Source organism: Leptolyngbya sp. GB1-A1 (genome assembly GCF_039962475.1).
In the GTDB taxonomy this organism is placed as follows: Bacteria; Cyanobacteriota; Cyanobacteriia; order Elainellales; family Elainellaceae; genus Leptolyngbya_A.
In genome coordinates this window covers 1-17,082 of the sequence record NZ_JAMPLI010000038.1, presented here as the reverse complement: position 1 = coordinate 17,082, position 17,082 = coordinate 1, and the positions used below count along the sequence as shown (strand labels likewise).

Sequence of the window (17,082 nt, the reverse complement as noted above, 5' to 3'; positions counted from 1 at the left end):
CTTGTAAGCGATGCGAAGCAGTTCCCCCTACGGGGTAATCGCGCCTAATCAATCCATTGCTGCTTATACAAATACTCCAGTACCCGTTGCGTAGCTGGAGCACATTGGTCTAAATCTATGTACCTCAGCCACGCGATCGCTTCAATTTCAGAATCTGCCATGATTTCACCCCTGTAGTCTGCCCCAAAGCAGCGCATCGTCACCTGAGTTGGTTCTGTGTAGCCATGAGCAACCTCCTGCACGACCATTACTTCTGTTAAGGTTTCAGCGATCAGGCTGACATTGAGTTCCTCTTGAACCTCTCGGCGCAATGCCTCCCAGTCAGACTCACCCTTCTCCCGTTTTCCACCGGGCAGATAGAGCACATCGTTGCCCGTTGTCCGGGCACATAAAACCTGTCTATCCCTGATGCAAATCCAGGCGACAACATCAATGATCGTGCTATTCATACTGACACATAGGATTTCAGCTTTGATAGAATATCGTGCGATCGCGTCCACAGAATGGAGCCTCCCTCATTAGGATCAAGGATATGGGTAGCCTGTGGCAAGTGAGCAGCGAGGGTTACGCTAAAATCGGGGGAGTGAACAGGACTGGTATCTAAACCGTCATACCAGAGGTCTACAGGAATCGTGATATTCTCCAACGCAAACGACCACGCACTCATCGCATTCACTGAATCGCGGACGTAACCTCCTCCCTGAGAAAATCCTTCCTGGAGGCAACGCTGGTATGCCTGAGTGAATGAATCACTCAAATACAAGGATCGATCGCACTCTGCGCTCACATCATTTGTACCCATCTCAAATGACTTCTATGAGTTGATGATTCAAAGCTTCAAGATTGATTCCGTAACGGTGAAACAAATCAGTCTGAATGGTCTTATCGGTATCAGCTAGCCGCATCAAACCCCATAAAAGATGTTCTGTGCCAATCGACTTCTTGCCCTGAAGCCGAACGACCTGTAAAGCAAGCTCCAGGACAAACTTGCTTTGTGAACTCAATTTGAGATTCTCACCTGGTTCAAAACTATGCTCATCAGTTATGGCTCTCAGTGTTGCACCATTCGCTTGCAGTAATTGAGCAGACGTTGCTGCTGGATCAGCCAATAAGCCAGCTAGCAAATGTTCTGGTTCAACCTGCGGTTCCTGCGAAGTTGTGCCCTGTGCCGACTGTTGCAACCGTAGGGCTTCGTTTCGAGCGAAGGTGATAGCATGAATTGCCTGTTCTGTGAACCGCTCAAACCCAAACTCAAAACCGAAGAAATTTTTGACTCGTTCAAATAATGTTTGCATTGAATTCTTTGCCTCAAAGATGAAAACGTCTTCGATCGAGACCTGAAACAAACTGGCAATTTTGAACGCCATATCCAAGCTTGGGTCGAACTTACCCGATTCAAACCCGTTGACCGCTTGACGGCTTACTTCTAGTTCTCTGGCGAGGTCGGCTTGTGACCATTGGCGTAATTGTCGAAGCTCTTTCAGCCGATTCTTCATCCTTTCGCCTATTTGCTGTCAAGTATTACTTTACATCCCTAAGAAACAACTTGTCAAGTACTACTTGACAACATCGGTTTAACAGCTAGCTTAACATTGTTGAAAACCCTGCTGTGCCTGACAACTCCTGCCTAAGCGATGGATTGAGGCAGCAGTGTTAAGGTGTGATTGATGTTTGGAATATAGCAATGAGCAATCCTGCTGATCCAACCGTCTTACAAATTGACGGTTTTACGATGCGTCCACTTCAATTCTTAGATTTGGAGGCGCTTGTATCCATCTGGGCTGATCCTGAAGTAACTCGCTTTTTGCCAAGTCGAGGCGTTTCAATTCCCAGAGAGAATGCAGAAAGGGCACTACAATCGTTCATTCATCACGATTAGGAATTGCTGCAGAACATACAGTTATCGATTTAGGTGCGGGTACAGGTAACTTTGCCATTCAATCTGCGCTTACAGGAGCTTCTGTTCATGCGGTTGATATCTCGAAAGCGATGCTCACTTATGCTCAAAACAAAGCCCAATAAGCAGGCGTTACCACGATCAAGTTTCATCAAGCAGGCTTTTTGAGCTGCAAGCATCCAGATCAATTAGCCGATTTCGTCGTCACCAAAAATGCACTTCACATTCTGCCCGATTTTTGGAAGATGACGGCTTTTTTGAGAATTGCCACGATGCTGAAGCCGAACGGTAAGTTTTATTTGCGAGATGTCATCCTCCCATTTGCACCCGCAGATTATGAATCGTCAATCAATAACTGAATCAAACAGGTTGCCAAATCAGACGGCGAAAGGTGGGCAACCAAAGACTTTGAGATACATGTACGTGAAGAGCATAGTACTTATGGATGGATCATCGAGGGAATACTAACGCGAGCAGGTTTTGAAATTGTTGAAGCGAATTACAACACACCAACCTATGCTGAATAGTTTTGTATCAAACCCAAAATCCTAGAATGACCAACTATATTTTTTAGCAGTTCTTACCTCAGTTAGCTGGCAATAACGCTCTTAATTTAGTACTTACGGTAATTACCAGGAGTCATGCCGGTTGCTTCTCGAAACGCCTTACCCAAGTGGCTCTGGCTATTAAATCCACACTGAAGCGCAACTTCTGCGATCGCCAATTGCGATGTTTTTAACAACTGCTTGGCTCGCTCCACTCGCTGTTGCAGCAAATATTGGTGTGGAGAGATTCCTGTAGACTGCTTGAATAAACGGCTGAAATGAAACTGACTCACCGACGCAACATCGGCAAGATGAACTAATTTGATGTCTTGGTCCAGATGGGCATGAATGTATTCTGAGACTTGTAGAAGTTTGCGATCGCCCAATCCTCCCTCGTACTGTGTGACACGAGGTTGATCGCTGGAATACTCCCGCAACAAGTGAGCTGCTAGCACATTAGCTAACGATTCAGCATAGAGCCGCCCAATTCCACCACCTCCTTTGTAGAGTTCTGCTTTTAGCAGCAGCAGAATTTGCTCTAATTGAGGATCGCGCACCCGAAATTCTGTCACCAGTTCCAGGCGATCAGGGTTAACTGCTGCTTCCTGGGCAACGGATTGCAGAAACTGGGCAGGCATTAGGACGTGGAGATAGTGATCATCCCCTTCGGCACGGTAGGATGCAGGGATGTCTGCCGGAGTAATGGAGATATCGCCTTTAGAGTAGAGTCCAGTGTAACAGCGATCGCCCACCATTTGATGAATGCGATGGGGACGAGGAGCCAAACAAAGCGCGATGGAATGCCCAACCCAGGCTTCTGGTAAATCGGTTCCCCCAGGCGGTTGCTGAAATTCCTCAACCAGCAGGGGTTGCCAGCCAAGCGATTCACTAGACATCACCGGGATGGGAATGTCTGATTTAGGTAGAGAGGTGCTACTAACCTGGGATGCTTTTGCCATAAGAGTTTTGAGTCATTCCAAAACTGACAGCAAGATTTTGACAAACGGGCAAAATTCAAGTATTCCAGGGCTTGTAGATTCCCTTAATGTGTCATTGTAATCGATTTTTTAACAAGGTGTTATCCAAGGCAATCAGGAGAAGTAGCGTGGAAAAGCGAATCTTAATTGCAAGTTGGCTATTTTTGATTGGTTCTAGCCTGTTTCTCATTGATTCAATGTTTGAGGCTGCTCAACATTTTTCATTTATGTCTCTGCTGCACTTATCGGAGGGCGTTCTATTTCTGATTGGTTCTATCTTCTTCATGCCATCTTCTTCAAGTTCTTCTCCATCTCTCCCAAAAACTGTCTGCAATAACCATTCAGAAACTCAAGGAAAACTCGAACTCGTGGCGACAGATTACGCTGATGAGTAAACAGCGCATGAACTGCAAGACCAGGAAATGATTGATTGGGAAACAGCAGAATTAGTTGCTCTTGATCAACTTCTTGTTTCACTTGAAAACCAAGTAAGCGAGTGATACCTAAGCCTGCGATCGCTCAACCGTAAGTCAATCTGGATCTCTGGATATTGGGCTAAAAATTCTGGAATCGATTGCATGAGCAACCACTGCCCAAAATCCAACGATGTACTGACGGTCAGCTTGCCGCGTGGCTTGCCTTTGGAAATGACCAGATCATGGGCTTCGTCGAGTTCTCTCAGTAAGCGGGACACCCGTTCGTAATAAGCCGCTCCCTCTGCGGTTAAGCTAAGCGATCGCGTTGTACGGTGCAGCAGTCTTACCCCTAATCGGTCTTCTAACTTGGCAACTCGCTTGCTGATGGCGGAGGGAGTAGTGTCGAGCGATTGGGCAGCCGCACTGAAGCTATTGCACTCTACGCTTTCGACAAAGGCGATCAGTTCGGGAAGTTGATTGAGAACATTCAGCATTTATTCCGGTCAAGCACAAATGTTTTGCCAAAATACTGCTTTTTCTTCTAGTGAGGCAAAGGATATTTTGATGAAAGTGTAACAAAGGATAAAGCAATGAGTTCCAAGCAAGTTGTCATTGTCACCGCAGCAAGTCGTGGCATTGGGGCAGGTTGTGCGCGAGAATTAGCCGCTCAAGGGTATGCTGTCTCGTTGTTTGCGCGATCCCCTAGCATCCTGGATTTAGCACAAGAATTAGGTGGGATTGCTGTTCAGGGTTCTCTATCCAACGCTCAGGATTTGGAAAATTTAGTACAAACAACGCTGAACCAGTTTGGGCGAATTGATGCAGTAGTGAACAGCTTTGGTGATCCACCCCGACCTGACTTGTTAGAGATTTCTGATGATCTGTGGTTGGAGAACTTTGAGATGTTGTTTTTGAGCGTGGTGCGATTAGCTCGTCTGGTGACAGAGCCAATGCGTCAGCAAGGCGGTGGTGCGATCGTTAATATTTCTGCCTGTGACTCTCAAGAACCCTCCATTGGAACACCATTTAGCGGCACACTGCGAGCGGCAATGGAAGGATTTACCAAGCTGTATGCTCAACGCTATCGGGGCGACCATATCCGCATGAATTGTGTTGCCCCTTACTTTGTGGTAGATAGCCTGGAGGAATTAGCGGGATGGGATGTTCCCAGTGATTTGATGTGGGGTCGTCCGGCAACCTATGCGGAACTGGCAAAAACTGTTGCATTTCTCATTTCAGATGATGCCAAATTCATTTCAGGAACGACGTTGAAAGTTGATGAGGCGCGATCGGCTGCAATTTAGTGATTAGAGAAGTGGGGAGATTTCATCATGACGGATATCAAAATCCAAAAGAACGATCTTCTAGTTGAAGTACGCGAGTTTTTTAAGTTAGCGGTTCCCCTTGCCAGTGCTCAAGTTGCTCAATCTGCGACCGGCTTTGCTGATACCGTCATGATGGGGAGAATGGGAGCCGATGTCTTAGCGGCTGGAGGGCTGGCAGCCATTACATTTCTTTGCATCATGATGACTGCGAGTGGTGTTGCGATGGGAGTCAGTCCACTGATTGCGGAAGCATTTGGAGCGGGGCAAAAAACGCGCGTTGAGCAAATTGCGCGTCAGGGATTGTGGTTGTCCGTATTGGTGGCGATTCCCACGATGCTGTTCACCGGACATCTGGATATCCTTTTGAGCCGTACAGGACAAACCGAAACTACTGTTCAGCTTGCCAATATTTATTTGGATATTATGCTGTGGGGATTGTTTCCAGCCATCGGTTTTGCGGCACTGCGGGCAACTGTTTCAGCCTTGTCTCAAGCCCGTCCGATTATGCTCATTGTTGTATCAGGAACCGCCTTCAACATCGTCTGGAATTATATTCTCGGCTTTGGTAAATTCGGCTTTCCCAAGATGGGAATCGCAGGATTAGCGTTAGCCAGCGTAATTACGCTGTGGGGAATGTTCCTGGCTTTAGCCCTGTATATTTCAACAAACGAGAATTTAAAGCACTACCGCATTTTTCAAGAACTGCATCGGGTCAAACCCTACATCCTGAAGGAGCTAGCCTGGGTGGGTGTACCGATCGGGTTGTTCTCTGGACTTGAAACAGGCTTTTTTATGGTGATTACCTTCTGGATAGGATTGTTAGGTATTGAAGTGTTAGCTGCCCACCAGATAGTATTTCAAACGATCGTTGTTGTGTTTATGGTTCCCTTAGGTATCTCTTATGCAACAACGGTACGAGTTGGGCAGTGGTTAGGACGACGCGATTGCACAGGCATTCAACAAGCAGCATTGGTGAGTATGAGCGTCACTACAATCTTTATGATTGCTGTATCAAGTGCATTTCTCTTCTTTCCTAAATTTATTATTGGTCTTTACATCGACATTACCAATCCAGTGAATGCAAACATTGTTGCGCTTGCACTTCCGCTATTGATGATTGCAGCGATCGCACAAGTTCTCGACGGCTTTCAAAAAGCAGTTTATGGCTCTCTTCAGGGACTACAGGACACGCAAATTCCAATGTTGCTGAATGTGTTGGGATACTGGGGAATTGGTTTATCAGTGGGCTATGTATTAGGCTTTCAGTTGCAGATGGGAAGTGTAGGCTTGTGGATTGGGCAATCGGTGGCGATCGCCGTTGTCGCAGGGCTATTCACTTGGCGGTTCTGGCAATTGATGAACCATCAAAAGCTTTCCCGAGCGCCGCAACGCTAGAAGCTCAGACTGACGGATACCAACAGGTTTGAGTGGTCTTAGGGCTGCAATTCTTTCAACTGGTAGGCATTGATTCGAGCAGTTTAGTAAGAATTTGCAAAAACCGATTTCCAAACGCTGTGGAGAATATTCCACACAGCAACACAAACATGGCCGAACCCATGTAATGAATGAAGTGAACGGCTTCCGGTGTAAAGTACATGAAATAGGAGAGAGGAACTAGGATCAAGAAAGATCCCAGGAGCGAACCCAATAAAAATTGAGTAGCTCTACTCCGCCAGGTTTGAAGGTTGGGTTGGTTGTGTTCAGGTTGCATAATTGGGTCTACAACTCAAGCTGTGTCTATTCTAGAGTAAGACCAGGCAAAGCATCCGTCCTCAACAGTCCTGAGACTCCTAAGATTTCAGGAGTTGTTTCCAGTGATGTTCCGTACTGTCATTGGCTGGAAACAAACACTCAATCCTCAGTTCTTGCAGGGTAATGTCGTAGGGGGTGCCGAGGGTGGCGATCGTTGAAAAAAACTCTAATTCTAGATTCCCTCGTTTGAGATGAACAGTCAGCAGCATGGCATTTTGAGTTGTTCGAGTGAAAGGCTGCCAAACCTCAGCAATGCCCGGATAACTCATTAATTCGTTCAGTAATGTTTTAGATTGTTCACTTTCTCCCTCAGCAATTGTCTCTCGGTGCAGGCGCTGTAGCAAATGCACTGAAAAATCGTCCCAGTTAATGACAAATGGACGAAACCCTTGAGGATGAAACATCGCCCGCATCAGGTTAACTTTTCCATCCCGGTAGAAGCGGGCTTGCAGTTCTTCTGGGGCAATGAAAGCATTCAGTAGTCGATTGGCAGCATGGTTGGTCAGCAGTAGATTCCAGTAGCGATCGACCACAATGGCCGGATAGGGTTCCTGTTGTCGCAGCATGAAGTCGATCGCTTTACGGATAGAAGCCATTTCAGGAGCCGATAGATCAGTCTCGGCGTGAATGGGTGTAAATCCTGCGGCAGTCAGCATCAAGTTTTGCTGTCTCAACGGAATCTCCAGCACCTCCGCCAGTTGCAACACCATCTCTCGGCTGGGTTTGGCTCGTCCCGATTCAAGAAAACTAATATGGCGTTGGGAGACCTGGCTGGTCACAGCTAAATCAAGCTGGCTAAATCCTCGCTGGCTACGCCATTGCTTCAGAAGCAGTCCAAACGAGTCGAGGGTCGGATTTGAGGCATTGGTGCGCTGTTGCATCACAAAGTTTGCAAAAGATGAGTTTGATTACCTGGCAGGTAATTGCTTTGATTATTTCCCTATTCCATCATGAAAGCACACCGATTAAGGATAAACATCATGTTGAAGACAACAAACCTCCCAATGACGCGCACGTTCAGCAGTATCAAAGTTTTGTATCTGATACTGACCATTGCCGGTTCAATTGAACCCTGGTTCTGGCTCCTGCAAGATCCGTCAGCATTGCTTTCTCCCTCATTTTTCCTGCAACAAGCGTTTGCGAATAACATTGCAGCAGGGTTAACAACGGATTTATTGATTTCTGCGATCGCCTTCTTCTGCTTTGTATGGATTGAATTGAAGCGGTTAAACATATCACGCGCCTGGATCATTCTGTATATTGGATTGACCTTCGGCGTTGGGCTTTCCTGTTCTCTTCCCTTCTTCCTGTACCGCCGAGAACAACATTTAGAGCGCACTGTTTGAGATTATTTGAGATGAGGCATTCCTGAGTTTAGAGCCAATAGCAGGCACGATTAGAACACCCGCTTCTGAGATTGAACCTGATTTAGGTCCAGGTCTGGTTTTCGATACGATGAGCGGCATCATGCTGTATGCCATGATTTTCCAGCCAACATCTGAGTTCTGGGAGGCTTATGTGCGTCGTTCTTTAAAGCTAGTTCTCCGGTAACCTAATCCCTTCGCTGAATAGCTGCCAAAATAAATGCGATCGCTTCTTCAGTGTGTTCTTCAACCATCTCTGGACTGAGGCGATCGAGGTCTGGCGTGAGATGCTTCCAATTTTCATGAACCGTGAAATAAAACCAGCAAACGCTTAAGATGTGGGTCAATGCCAAGAATGGCTTGAGCGGACGGAAGTAACCTTCTGCAGTACCGCGCTCTAACACGTTCAAGAGATACCCGTGCAGGGTTAGCACATTACACTCCTTAAAGTACGCCCCCTGATTTTGGCTCGATTCCTGAAACCATAGCATTTGTCGCTGAGGATTTGCTGCTTCGTTGGCGATCGCAATGCGAATGATTTGCTTCAGCGCCTCTTCGGGAGACAGTGCATCAAACTTTTGTTGCGCCAGGATTTCTTGAACTTCGTCTACAGGACGCTGGAGAACTGCTTTGTACAGATTCTCTTTGTTCTCAAAGTAATAGTGCAAGGTTGCAGATGTGACCTGAGCAGCTTGGGCGATCGCACTCATCCGTGCGCCTTTCAAGCCGTGATGGGCAAACTCTTGTTCGGCAGCATCTAGAATTTGCTGCTGTGTTGCCTCAGCATCTCGCACTGGACGCACTGATTTTGCTGTTCGCTTTCCTGCTCGATTCACAGCCTTAATTCATGACTATCGGTTCAAAGCCATCTTAGCAAAGACTAGGCATTGCCAAATTGACGCTCAGATGAGCTTTTGATAGACTTACTAATTAATTAGTAAGTTAAGGGTTGACGATTATGGAGCAATTACAAGGTTCTCCGTGGCTGTTGGCGCATCGTTCTATGCTGAAGCTGAATCAACCTCGGAAGTTTTCCTTGTTGGGGCAAGATTATGTCCTCTGGCAAGATTCTCAGGGCACAATTACTGCCCTCCCCAACGCCTGCCCTCACATGGGAGCAATGCTTTCAGAGGGGTGGTGCATCACTCAATCCGATGGCAGTAGTGCCATTGCCTGTCCGTTTCATGCCCTAGAGTTCGATCGTAAGGGTTGCACGGTATTACCGGGCTCTAATAAACAAACAAAATCTTTGCTGTCACCGCTTGAATTGGTAATTCAAGGGGATTTGATCTGGACTTATGGGGGTTATGAGCCGAAGATCCCAATTCCAGATTTAATGAACACGATTGCAACTGAGTATGAGTTTATTGGCGTAACAGGTGAGCGCAGCATACCGACGGATATTCTGAGTTTGTTGCTAAATATGCATGACTACAATCACCAGAATGGTACCCACCGGGAGTTATTTGAGATTGAGGAAGTGCAGGTCAAGCAGTTTATTGATCAGGGTTTACATTCTCACGCTTATCTGGCGCAACCCAGGAAACAAGCGACCTGGCGTGAAATCCTCAAAAATCCAGCTCAACTCGCATTACCCAAGGTTTTAGAAGCGCATCTAGAGAATTACTTTCCGTTCATGGGTGTGATGCATGGCGACAATCAACTTTTGAGTTTGAAGGAATGCCACTTTTATTTGCCTGAATCGGTAGAGCGATCGCGTGTGTTTGTGCTGATGTATATGCAGGCACGCTCCCCAATTGCTCATTTACTAAAGAGAAACTTACTGAAGTTGATTGATGTCGTTGTAGAACAGGATGCCAGAATTCTCAGCCGGATCTATCCCAATACGCCTCAACGAATCAGATTGAACAACGAGGTCGGAATGGATTGGGTACGGCGCAACTTTGAGAGTTTTCCGCAAGTTGTAGAACCTAATCTTTTTAGATAAACACTCAATTACGTCAAAGATTAACCACTACTCAGGATGCTGCAAGTTTATTACTGAATTTTGCAATTCGTGCCACCAGTTCCGCACGTGATGAAATCTCTAGTTTGCGAAACATTCGCTTCAATGCTTGCTTCACCGTGTGTTCAGTAATCCATAGGGCTGCACCAATCTGAGCATTGGTAAGTCCTTGAGCAACTAATTCGGCAATTTGCATTTCCCGTAGAGTCAGACGATCCTCCACAGAAGACGTTGCATTACTGCTAGCCAGTTCGGAAATAATAGGTTTTGAACGCAGTTCTGCAAGCCGTGTCGAGAGATGAAGACATAGCGCACTCAAATCTGCTAGATCGTCTGCATTAAATGCGGGAGCATCGCGATGGCGGGTAAAAGCAATTCCGCCCACTAACTGCCCCTGATTGACAATCGGACCTGCCATGACATGTCCATGATCGGCGCGAGGACAAATCGATTGCCATACTCCATGGGGCAAGATCATTTCCTCGTGAACCGTCGAATGGCGTTGAACTAGATAACGCAACACAGGGTTGTAATCAAGTGATAATGCTAGTTTCAGCATTAATGGCGAATTTTCATCGACAGTAGGAAGCTGGTCTAAAAAACTTAACCCCCAACGTGTAGCGGCAAAGTACTCACCAAGTTTTGCCATCATCGCTCCTCTTAGCTCAGCTTCATCTTGTGCTGTTGCGATCGCTTGAAACAAGGGCTGCAAAGGAATTTCCATTATGTCTATCCAGCTTGTCAGGGAGCCAATACAGCAAAGTGTACTCGATCGAGGTCTAGTCTACAGTTGATTGCCAGTTTAATTTAATTTCAAGGTTGCTACAAACCCCTTGATTCATTCTCAATGAGCAAACAGATCTATGGCTCCCTCTACACCTTCATTCGATGCGATCGCCAAGTCAACACCAGAAGATACTCCAGCTTCTCTAAAACCCGCTATCACGAGCTTTTATGCCATTACCGTTCTGTTTAACCTTTGTTTGGTGGCTCAGGTGTTAACAGTTGGGTTGGCTTATTTCGATAACCCTGCCTGGTGGAATAATCATGTCTGGCTTGTACGAGGTTACAGTGGATTATCTTTGGTTCTTCTAGTTTGGGTGTATTGGATTCCCATGTCCCCAAGAATCCGAATGCTAACCCTCAGCCTACCGATTTTGTTAGGATTGCAATTTCTAACGATTCACACGCAACTCTCGCTACCAATTTCCCTAGCCATTTTTCATCCTCTACTCGGATTCTCCCTGTTCTCTGCTTCAACAACGCTGGTTCATCGGGTAGGGCACATTGTCTTTCCTAAAAAAGATAACAACACAACAACTTAGGAGAGATTCATGACCTCTAAAACTGATTCACAGGTTGTTGTAGACACGCAATGGCTGGGCGATCGCCTCCATGCTCCCAAGGTGAGAATTGTCGAAGTTGAAATGACTCCAGACCATTACAAAGAAGCTCACATTCCAGGTGCAGTTTTCTGGAATATCCTGACTGATTTGCTTCTGCCAAACTTAGGCCAAAATCTGGATGTCAATCACATTGAACGATTGCTCTCGCGATCGGGCATCACTAACGAAACAACCGTAGTTGCCTATGGCAGCTATCCTGGAACCGGAGCCTGGATATTTTGGTTGCTAAAGCTATTTGGACATGCTGATGTGCGAGTGCTGGATGGAGGACATCAAAAATGGATGGCAGAAGGTCGTCCTGTGGCCACAGAGTTCTCAACCTTTGCACCCGTTGAATATCAAGCAAAACCTTTGGACACGAATTTGCGAGTACTGGCTGATGAGATGCGAACTGTGATCGATCGCCCCAACCAAGTCATTTTGGATGTCCGCACGATGCAGGAGTACCAAGGTGAGTACTTCTTAATGAAACCGCCTGAAGGAACAGAACGAGCCGGACACATTCCCGGAGCCATTCACCTGGAACATACCCTCACACTCAATGAGGATGGAACCTTTAAATCGATGAGTGAGTTGCAGGAACTCTTTACTAGTAGAGGGATTACACCGGATAAGGAGATTTTTCCCTACTGTGCGATTGGTGGGCGATCGGCTTACACCTGGTTTATTTTGAAGTATTTGCTGGGCTATCCCAATGTTCGCAACTATGACGGTTCATGGAATGAGTGGAGCCGTTTACCGGATGCGTTAATTGAGAAGTGACTTTATGTTCGTTTTACAGATGTCGTTAACTAAAAATGTTCTGAGATGAGTTCCATAAGCCTTTTATCCAGGGAGCTAAGCACATGAACGTTAAAGCTGGTGCTAAGTCCGTTCTGAAGCTGATTGTGATTGCCAGTCTTGTTTCTACTGCAATTTACTTCACTGATAATTACCGATTCATTGAAAATTATTCTCAACCTGGCTGGATTACTTGTTAAGGACAAACGATCGGTAACGTTTGCATTCCCTTAAGCAGCAATTCCAAAGATCGCTTCGATAAATTTCACTTGAGACACACTATCTCCTTGGTCGATTCCTTTTACTTGTCCTTTGCGAATCATCCTCATCGCTTCAGTCCCGCTCAACGTTCTTCTTGCACTATTGAACGACTTGAACCCCATCCTAAGCTTCACGATGCACTGGATGTTTCGATGATCCTGCTCAACGATGTTATTCAAATATTTACTCTGCCTTAATTGGGTCCCTTGGTCGACCCTTGCGGTAACTGCGAAGTAGATCGTCTCTTCTGCTTTGAGAGCATCTATTGCTGCTGGGGAAGCGGCATTCTTGTCCACTGTAATGACTCGTGGAAATTGAGTGTGCTGACCTTTGAGCACCTTACGGAAAAATCGTGCTGCTGCCTTGCCATCGCGCTTTGTACTCAGCATAAAGTCAAGGGTATTCCCCTCCAAATCAACAGCAAGGGTATAGATACTTCCACTCACCCTTGATATGGATATACGTCTCGTCCGCCCTCCACGAGTCGTTTATTAACTTTGGGTGGGGTCGAATGCGTTTGTCCAGCTCTAGGGCATACTTCAGCACCCAACGATTGATCGTCGAATGATCGACTTCCACGCCCCGCTCCTGCATCATCTCCTCTGAGTCTCGATAGCTCAAGGCATCGCGCCAATACCACCGCACATTGAGCAGGATGATTTCAGGCAGAAAGTGCCGCCCTTTGAACAGAGCAGGAGTAGACATCAAAGGGCAAGAAGACACAACAGGGCTTGTCTGCCTTACCATTGACCAGTTTTTGTGACACAACCCCTGATTCTGCCTTCTCTACCCACACCCGTGTGGGTACGATACTCTACTTAACCAAGCCAACGTCGCTTTAATTCCTCCTTCCATACCCAGCTATTAGAAATTAGAAAATTTTTTAGATACTGTCGTGGGAAAAGTAAAATTCTTGATCTAATCAATTCGTTTTCCAGTAGGATTGAGGACATTCACTCGCCAGTGTTAGATATGGCAGTAATCACTTCAATCTTCAATCAAGCAGGAGGCGTAGCGAAATCAACGCTAACGCTGAACTTAGGATATACCCTCTCTCAAGCAGGGCAAAGAGTTTTATTAGTTGATTTTGATCCTCAAGGCAGTCTCACCGTTTTTCTGGGATTTGAGCCTTGGGACTTGCCCGTGACTGTGTACGACACGCTGATGGGAAATTACAGCAGCAAGGAAGCTCTGAGCGCAATTCTTGAGCAGGCGATCGTCTCTGCTCACAATATGGATCTTCTTCCTGCCAATCGACGGCTCGGTAAAGCAGAACTTGAACTGTTCACCGCTATGAATCGAGAGCGCAAGCTGGCAACGATGTTAGAACCATTGCGCGATCGCTATGACTGGATTCTGATTGACTGCCCACCAAGTTTAGGGCTACTCAGTGTATCTGCGCTGACCGCTTCTAATGGAGTGCTAGTTCCGGTTGAAACCGAGTATAAATCCTGGGTTGGGACTGACTTACTGCTGGAGACGATCGCTCTGGTCAGACGTGAGATCAATCCAGACTTGAGTATTTTTGGCTTCATTCCTACAAAGCACGCGAAAACGAAAAGTCAGCATCAGCGAGTTCTCAAAGCAATGCGGGAACAGCTTGCGACGGTTGGGACTGTATTTGACCCCATTCCAAATGCGACTGCCTTTGCGGATGCCTCAGAAGCCGGACAACCTTTGGTGGTCTATGATCGCCGGCATGTTGCTTCGCAATCGATTCAGAATCTTGCAAATTCGCTTCTTGCTACCCACACCCGTGTGGGTAAGAGTAAAGCAGCAAAAGCTCAACCTGCCCGTCGATAAAAAATCCTGCCCCATCTTCTCGTTAAACAACTCTCGTTAAATAGTCACGATGGTTAAAGCTGCAAAATCTGAACGTCCCTACCGAGAGCTTCGATCGCTCGGTGGCTTGTCTTCTCTTTATGATGTTTCTCCCGCTCCTGCTTCTGCTCCGGTTTTAGCACCGGATGAGTGTCAAGTTCCGCTTAATCAAATTCAGCGCAGCAATAAGAATCCGCGTAAATCTTTTAATGCTGCAAAAATGGCCCAGCTTACCGCTTCAGTGCAGAAGTACGGTGTGCTGGAAGCTGTTCTGCTCAAGCCACTTCCGGCAGCACAGGAACCATTCCGGTATGAGTTAGTATTCGGCGAACGGCGTTACCTAGCAGCAGAGGCAGCAGGGCTGAGTGAAATCCGTGCCCGTATTCTGACATCGGAAGAGGTGCAGCAGTGGAAGGAAGTTGACATTGCTCAGATCCGATTAATTGAAAACTTGAACCGTGAAGACCTCAATGCAGTTGAGGAGACTCATGCGATCGTTGAATTGCTGGCACTCCAGCTTCAAGTTCCAGCGCCGGAAATTCCGCGGCTGCTATACCGACTGCACCAGCAGCACCGTAAACGCAGAGGTGAAGAGAACCATGCTTCCCACACGGGTGTGGGTATGGTCCCGCTGACCTCACTGAACGAACAACTTTCCCAGTGGATGAACAACAGCGATGATGCAGTGATGTTCGAGCGAGTTCTGTGGGAGGTTGAGTACGCTTTTGAGGGATTGGGACGATTTAGTTGGCAGTCTTTTGTTCAGCATCGACTGCCTCTCCTGAATTTGCCTCTGGACGTACAAAATGCGATTCGAGCTGGGCAGCTACCTTATAGTGCAGGCAAGTTGATGGCTCGAATTACGGATAAAGATCAGCGCCAGGTATTACTGGAGCAGGCGACTGCCTCTAGCTGGACAAGGGAGCAAATTGCAGAAGCAGTGCGATCGTATCTTGAACCAAAATCTAGTCACTCTGCACAAGATTCAGACCCAACTACAAAATTCCAGGAGACACTGCAAACCACAATGAGCAAACTCAGGAAAGCAAAGCTCACACCCAAAAAATGTGCAGAAGCCGAAAAACTGCTCCAGCAGCTTCTGGCGATCGTTGAGTCGGATAGTAATAGTTGATAGTGTGGCAATTGCAGGAATTCGTCCTCCCTGTTCGGGTTTCAGTGCTCTAACTCGACGCAACAAAGCGTAACCATCCTCGTCGGGCATCCCAATGTCACTAATCAAGATATCTGGCAGGGGTGAGGATTGAGTCAGCGCCAAGATTGCTTCGTTTGCTGATGCTACAGCGATGACTTCTGCCCCACTCAATTCAAGCATATGGCTCAGTAACTCTCGCATATCCGCGTCATCATCCACAATCAGTATTCCCAATCCATCGAGCCGAGGGGAGCCGTCAAACGGCACACTGCCTCCGCTCACAGGATGTACCCGTTCTGGTTCCATCGCTGTCGAAATCATTGCCATTAGGGGCAGCTTTACAGTAAACGTAGCGCCCTGTCCTTCTCCTGGACTTTCAGCCTGCACCGTCCCCCCCCTACAATTCCACTAATTGACGGACGATCGTTAAACCTAACCCTAACCCACTAACAGACCGGGTTGTAGAACCATCCGCCTGACGAAACCGATCGAAGACGTAGGGCAGGAATTCAGCACTAATGCCTTGACCGTTATCCACCACCACGATTTCAATATCAGAATTAATGCGTTGCAGGCAAACCTGAACTCGTCCTTGTTGCGGAGTGAACTTGATCGCATTGCTCACAAATTCCAGACGACCTGCTGTAACCGCTCAGGATCTCCCAACACAGGACCCGAAGTTGGATCAAGCGCCGTTTGTAGCTGGATGTTTTTGGCATTTGCAGCAGGGCGCACCGTATTAATTGCTGCTTCAATCACTGGCAATAGCTGGACGGTTTGCACGTTGAGGCGAATCTTGCCCGTAATGATGCGGGAAATATCAAGCAGATCATTAATCAACTGCCCTTGAGACCTGGCGTTGCGCTCGATCGTTTCTAACGCCCGATGCAGCCTTGCTTCGTTTACCTTCGTTGTCTGTAAGAGGTGAGACCAGCCCAGGATGGCATTTGCGGGGTTCGTAGCTCATGAGAAACGGTCGATAAGAACTCGTCCTTTAATCGATTTAGCCGCTCAGCCTCTGCACGTGCTTGTTGCTCTTGCACCAGCAGTTGAGCACGCGCTTCTTCCGCTCGTTGGCGCAGCCGGATCTCTTTTGCCAATTCATCAATCTTTTTGTTCAGTAGGATGAATCGAGTGCTGGCTGATTCGCTATTGTGCAAACGCAGCAGAATGAGGGCAGGCGATTTGGGTGACCAGGGTTGGAGGTCAGCCCCTTCACAACGACACAAGCAAGTCTTCCCTTCATTACAGCAAATTTCATGTGAATAGACCACAGTGATTGAACCAACCAATGGCGTCATCTTCAGTAATGAACTGAACTGCTTCCGTCATCGCTTGGTCGAGGGCTTGATCGGTGCGAGCCGCTTTTGAGCGAAGAAACTGCTTGAGTTTCGACCAACAGAGTTCAATCGGAGATAG

Annotated in this window: 21 protein-coding genes and 3 pseudogenes; 11 read left to right on the top strand and 13 right to left on the bottom strand. The window is 47.1% G+C overall.

What is annotated here, in order from left to right:
- Positions 1-44 precede the first annotated feature (44 nt).
- From NDI45_RS23650 to NDI45_RS23640, 3 genes are read right to left on the bottom strand one after another with little or no spacing between them, the layout of a single operon-like run.
- A complete protein-coding gene (locus tag NDI45_RS23650; protein WP_348249130.1) occupies positions 45-449 on the bottom strand; it encodes an NUDIX domain-containing protein in 405 nt (134 codons plus the stop codon).
- A complete protein-coding gene (locus tag NDI45_RS23645) occupies positions 446-802 on the bottom strand; it encodes a hypothetical protein (protein ID WP_348249129.1) in 357 nt (118 codons plus the stop codon). Before NDI45_RS23645 ends, NDI45_RS23650 begins: the two co-directional genes overlap by 4 nt.
- 1 nt (position 803) lies before the next feature.
- Positions 804-1,496 carry a helix-turn-helix domain-containing protein gene (locus tag NDI45_RS23640; protein WP_348249128.1) on the bottom strand — a complete coding sequence of 231 codons (693 nt, stop codon included), beginning with the start codon at positions 1,494-1,496 and terminating at the stop codon, positions 804-806.
- 164 nt (positions 1,497-1,660) lie between these two features.
- Between NDI45_RS23640 and NDI45_RS23635 the strand changes: the two genes are divergently transcribed.
- Together NDI45_RS23635 and NDI45_RS23630 are read left to right on the top strand one after the other, a co-directional pair.
- Complete coding sequence (locus NDI45_RS23635; RefSeq protein ID WP_348249127.1) at positions 1,661-1,879, top strand: hypothetical protein; 219 nt, start codon at positions 1,661-1,663, stop codon at positions 1,877-1,879.
- Positions 1,858-2,256: pseudogene (locus NDI45_RS23630) on the top strand (class I SAM-dependent methyltransferase). The gene NDI45_RS23635 and the pseudogene NDI45_RS23630 overlap by 22 nt, the downstream one beginning before the upstream one ends.
- A 254-nt stretch (positions 2,257-2,510) precedes the next feature.
- Here NDI45_RS23630 and NDI45_RS23625 read toward each other — a convergent pair.
- The gene (locus NDI45_RS23625; RefSeq protein ID WP_190792009.1) at positions 2,511-3,401 is read right to left on the bottom strand and encodes a helix-turn-helix domain-containing protein; all 891 of its coding nucleotides are present in this window, start codon (positions 3,399-3,401) and stop codon (positions 2,511-2,513) included.
- A 146-nt stretch (positions 3,402-3,547) separates the two neighbouring features.
- Between NDI45_RS23625 and NDI45_RS23620 the strand changes: the two genes are divergently transcribed.
- Positions 3,548-3,814 (top strand): hypothetical protein, encoded by a 267-nt coding sequence (locus NDI45_RS23620; protein WP_199296549.1) that lies wholly within the window; start codon positions 3,548-3,550, stop codon positions 3,812-3,814.
- A gap of 65 nt (positions 3,815-3,879) precedes the next feature.
- On the opposite strand, the gene NDI45_RS23615 is transcribed toward NDI45_RS23620, so the two are convergent.
- Positions 3,880-4,329 (bottom strand): LysR family transcriptional regulator, encoded by a 450-nt coding sequence (locus NDI45_RS23615; RefSeq protein WP_190792011.1) that lies wholly within the window; start codon positions 4,327-4,329, stop codon positions 3,880-3,882.
- Between the two features lie 96 nt (positions 4,330-4,425).
- Between NDI45_RS23615 and NDI45_RS23610 the strand changes: the two genes are divergently transcribed.
- On the top strand, positions 4,426-5,139 hold the full coding sequence (locus NDI45_RS23610) for an SDR family oxidoreductase (RefSeq protein ID WP_190792012.1): 714 nt from the start codon (positions 4,426-4,428) through the stop codon (positions 5,137-5,139).
- Between the two features lie 27 nt (positions 5,140-5,166).
- Positions 5,167-6,555, top strand: a complete 1,389-nt coding sequence (locus NDI45_RS23605) for an MATE family efflux transporter (RefSeq protein WP_348249126.1) — start codon at positions 5,167-5,169, stop codon at positions 6,553-6,555.
- Between the two features lie 395 nt (positions 6,556-6,950).
- On the opposite strand, the gene NDI45_RS23600 is transcribed toward NDI45_RS23605, so the two are convergent.
- Positions 6,951-7,793 (bottom strand): helix-turn-helix domain-containing protein, encoded by an 843-nt coding sequence (locus NDI45_RS23600; RefSeq protein WP_348249125.1) that lies wholly within the window; start codon positions 7,791-7,793, stop codon positions 6,951-6,953.
- 69 nt (positions 7,794-7,862) lie between these two features.
- Here NDI45_RS23600 and NDI45_RS23595 point away from each other — a divergent pair, with 69 nt between their 5' ends.
- On the top strand, positions 7,863-8,258 hold the full coding sequence (locus NDI45_RS23595; protein ID WP_199296506.1) for a DUF2834 domain-containing protein: 396 nt from the start codon (positions 7,863-7,865) through the stop codon (positions 8,256-8,258).
- A gap of 206 nt (positions 8,259-8,464) precedes the next feature.
- On the opposite strand, the gene NDI45_RS23590 is transcribed toward NDI45_RS23595, so the two are convergent.
- Positions 8,465-9,112, bottom strand: coding sequence for a TetR family transcriptional regulator (locus tag NDI45_RS23590; RefSeq protein ID WP_190791590.1), 648 nt, complete (start codon positions 9,110-9,112; stop codon positions 8,465-8,467).
- Positions 9,113-9,234: 122 nt separating this feature from the next.
- Between NDI45_RS23590 and NDI45_RS23585 the strand changes: the two genes are divergently transcribed.
- A complete protein-coding gene (locus tag NDI45_RS23585) occupies positions 9,235-10,224 on the top strand; it encodes a Rieske 2Fe-2S domain-containing protein (RefSeq protein ID WP_190791591.1) in 990 nt (329 codons plus the stop codon).
- Between the two features lie 31 nt (positions 10,225-10,255).
- On the opposite strand, the gene NDI45_RS23580 is transcribed toward NDI45_RS23585, so the two are convergent.
- Entirely contained in the window at positions 10,256-10,966 is a 711-nt protein-coding gene (locus NDI45_RS23580; RefSeq protein ID WP_348249124.1) for a LuxR C-terminal-related transcriptional regulator, read from the bottom strand.
- A gap of 139 nt (positions 10,967-11,105) precedes the next feature.
- On the opposite strand from NDI45_RS23580, the gene NDI45_RS23575 reads away from it, so the two are divergent.
- Positions 11,106-11,567, top strand: coding sequence for a DUF6220 domain-containing protein (locus NDI45_RS23575; protein ID WP_348249123.1), 462 nt, complete (start codon positions 11,106-11,108; stop codon positions 11,565-11,567).
- A 9-nt stretch (positions 11,568-11,576) separates the two neighbouring features.
- Positions 11,577-12,410 carry a sulfurtransferase gene (locus NDI45_RS23570; RefSeq protein WP_348249122.1) on the top strand — a complete coding sequence of 278 codons (834 nt, stop codon included), beginning with the start codon at positions 11,577-11,579 and terminating at the stop codon, positions 12,408-12,410.
- Between the two features lie 248 nt (positions 12,411-12,658).
- Here NDI45_RS23570 and NDI45_RS23565 read toward each other — a convergent pair.
- Positions 12,659-13,394 (bottom strand): IS6 family transposase gene (locus NDI45_RS23565; protein WP_242067261.1). Its coding sequence is split into 2 segments (ribosomal slippage): positions 12,659-13,114 and positions 13,116-13,394, totalling 735 coding nucleotides; the frame shifts between segments, so codons are not numbered across the junction.
- Positions 13,395-13,661: 267 nt separating this feature from the next.
- Between NDI45_RS23565 and NDI45_RS23560 the strand changes: the two genes are divergently transcribed.
- Both NDI45_RS23560 and NDI45_RS23555 read left to right on the top strand, forming a co-directional pair.
- The gene (locus NDI45_RS23560) at positions 13,662-14,492 is read left to right on the top strand and encodes an AAA family ATPase (RefSeq protein ID WP_190791357.1); all 831 of its coding nucleotides are present in this window, start codon (positions 13,662-13,664) and stop codon (positions 14,490-14,492) included.
- A 49-nt stretch (positions 14,493-14,541) separates the two neighbouring features.
- On the top strand, positions 14,542-15,642 hold the full coding sequence (locus NDI45_RS23555; protein WP_348249121.1) for a ParB/RepB/Spo0J family partition protein: 1,101 nt from the start codon (positions 14,542-14,544) through the stop codon (positions 15,640-15,642).
- Positions 15,643-15,735: 93 nt separating this feature from the next.
- Here NDI45_RS23555 and NDI45_RS23550 read toward each other — a convergent pair.
- The 4 genes and pseudogenes from NDI45_RS23550 to NDI45_RS23535 form a co-directional block, all read right to left on the bottom strand.
- Positions 15,736-15,843 (bottom strand): annotated as a pseudogene (locus NDI45_RS23550) (hypothetical protein); the annotation flags it as partial.
- A 217-nt stretch (positions 15,844-16,060) separates the two neighbouring features.
- Complete coding sequence (locus NDI45_RS23545; RefSeq protein ID WP_348249120.1) at positions 16,061-16,288, bottom strand: ATP-binding protein; 228 nt, start codon at positions 16,286-16,288, stop codon at positions 16,061-16,063.
- A complete protein-coding gene (locus tag NDI45_RS23540; RefSeq protein ID WP_348249119.1) occupies positions 16,285-16,503 on the bottom strand; it encodes a hypothetical protein in 219 nt (72 codons plus the stop codon). Before NDI45_RS23540 ends, NDI45_RS23545 begins: the two co-directional genes overlap by 4 nt.
- Positions 16,504-16,524: 21 nt before the next feature.
- Positions 16,525-16,602 (bottom strand): annotated as a pseudogene (locus tag NDI45_RS23535) (hypothetical protein); the annotation flags it as partial.
- Positions 16,603-17,082: the final 480 nt, after the last annotated feature.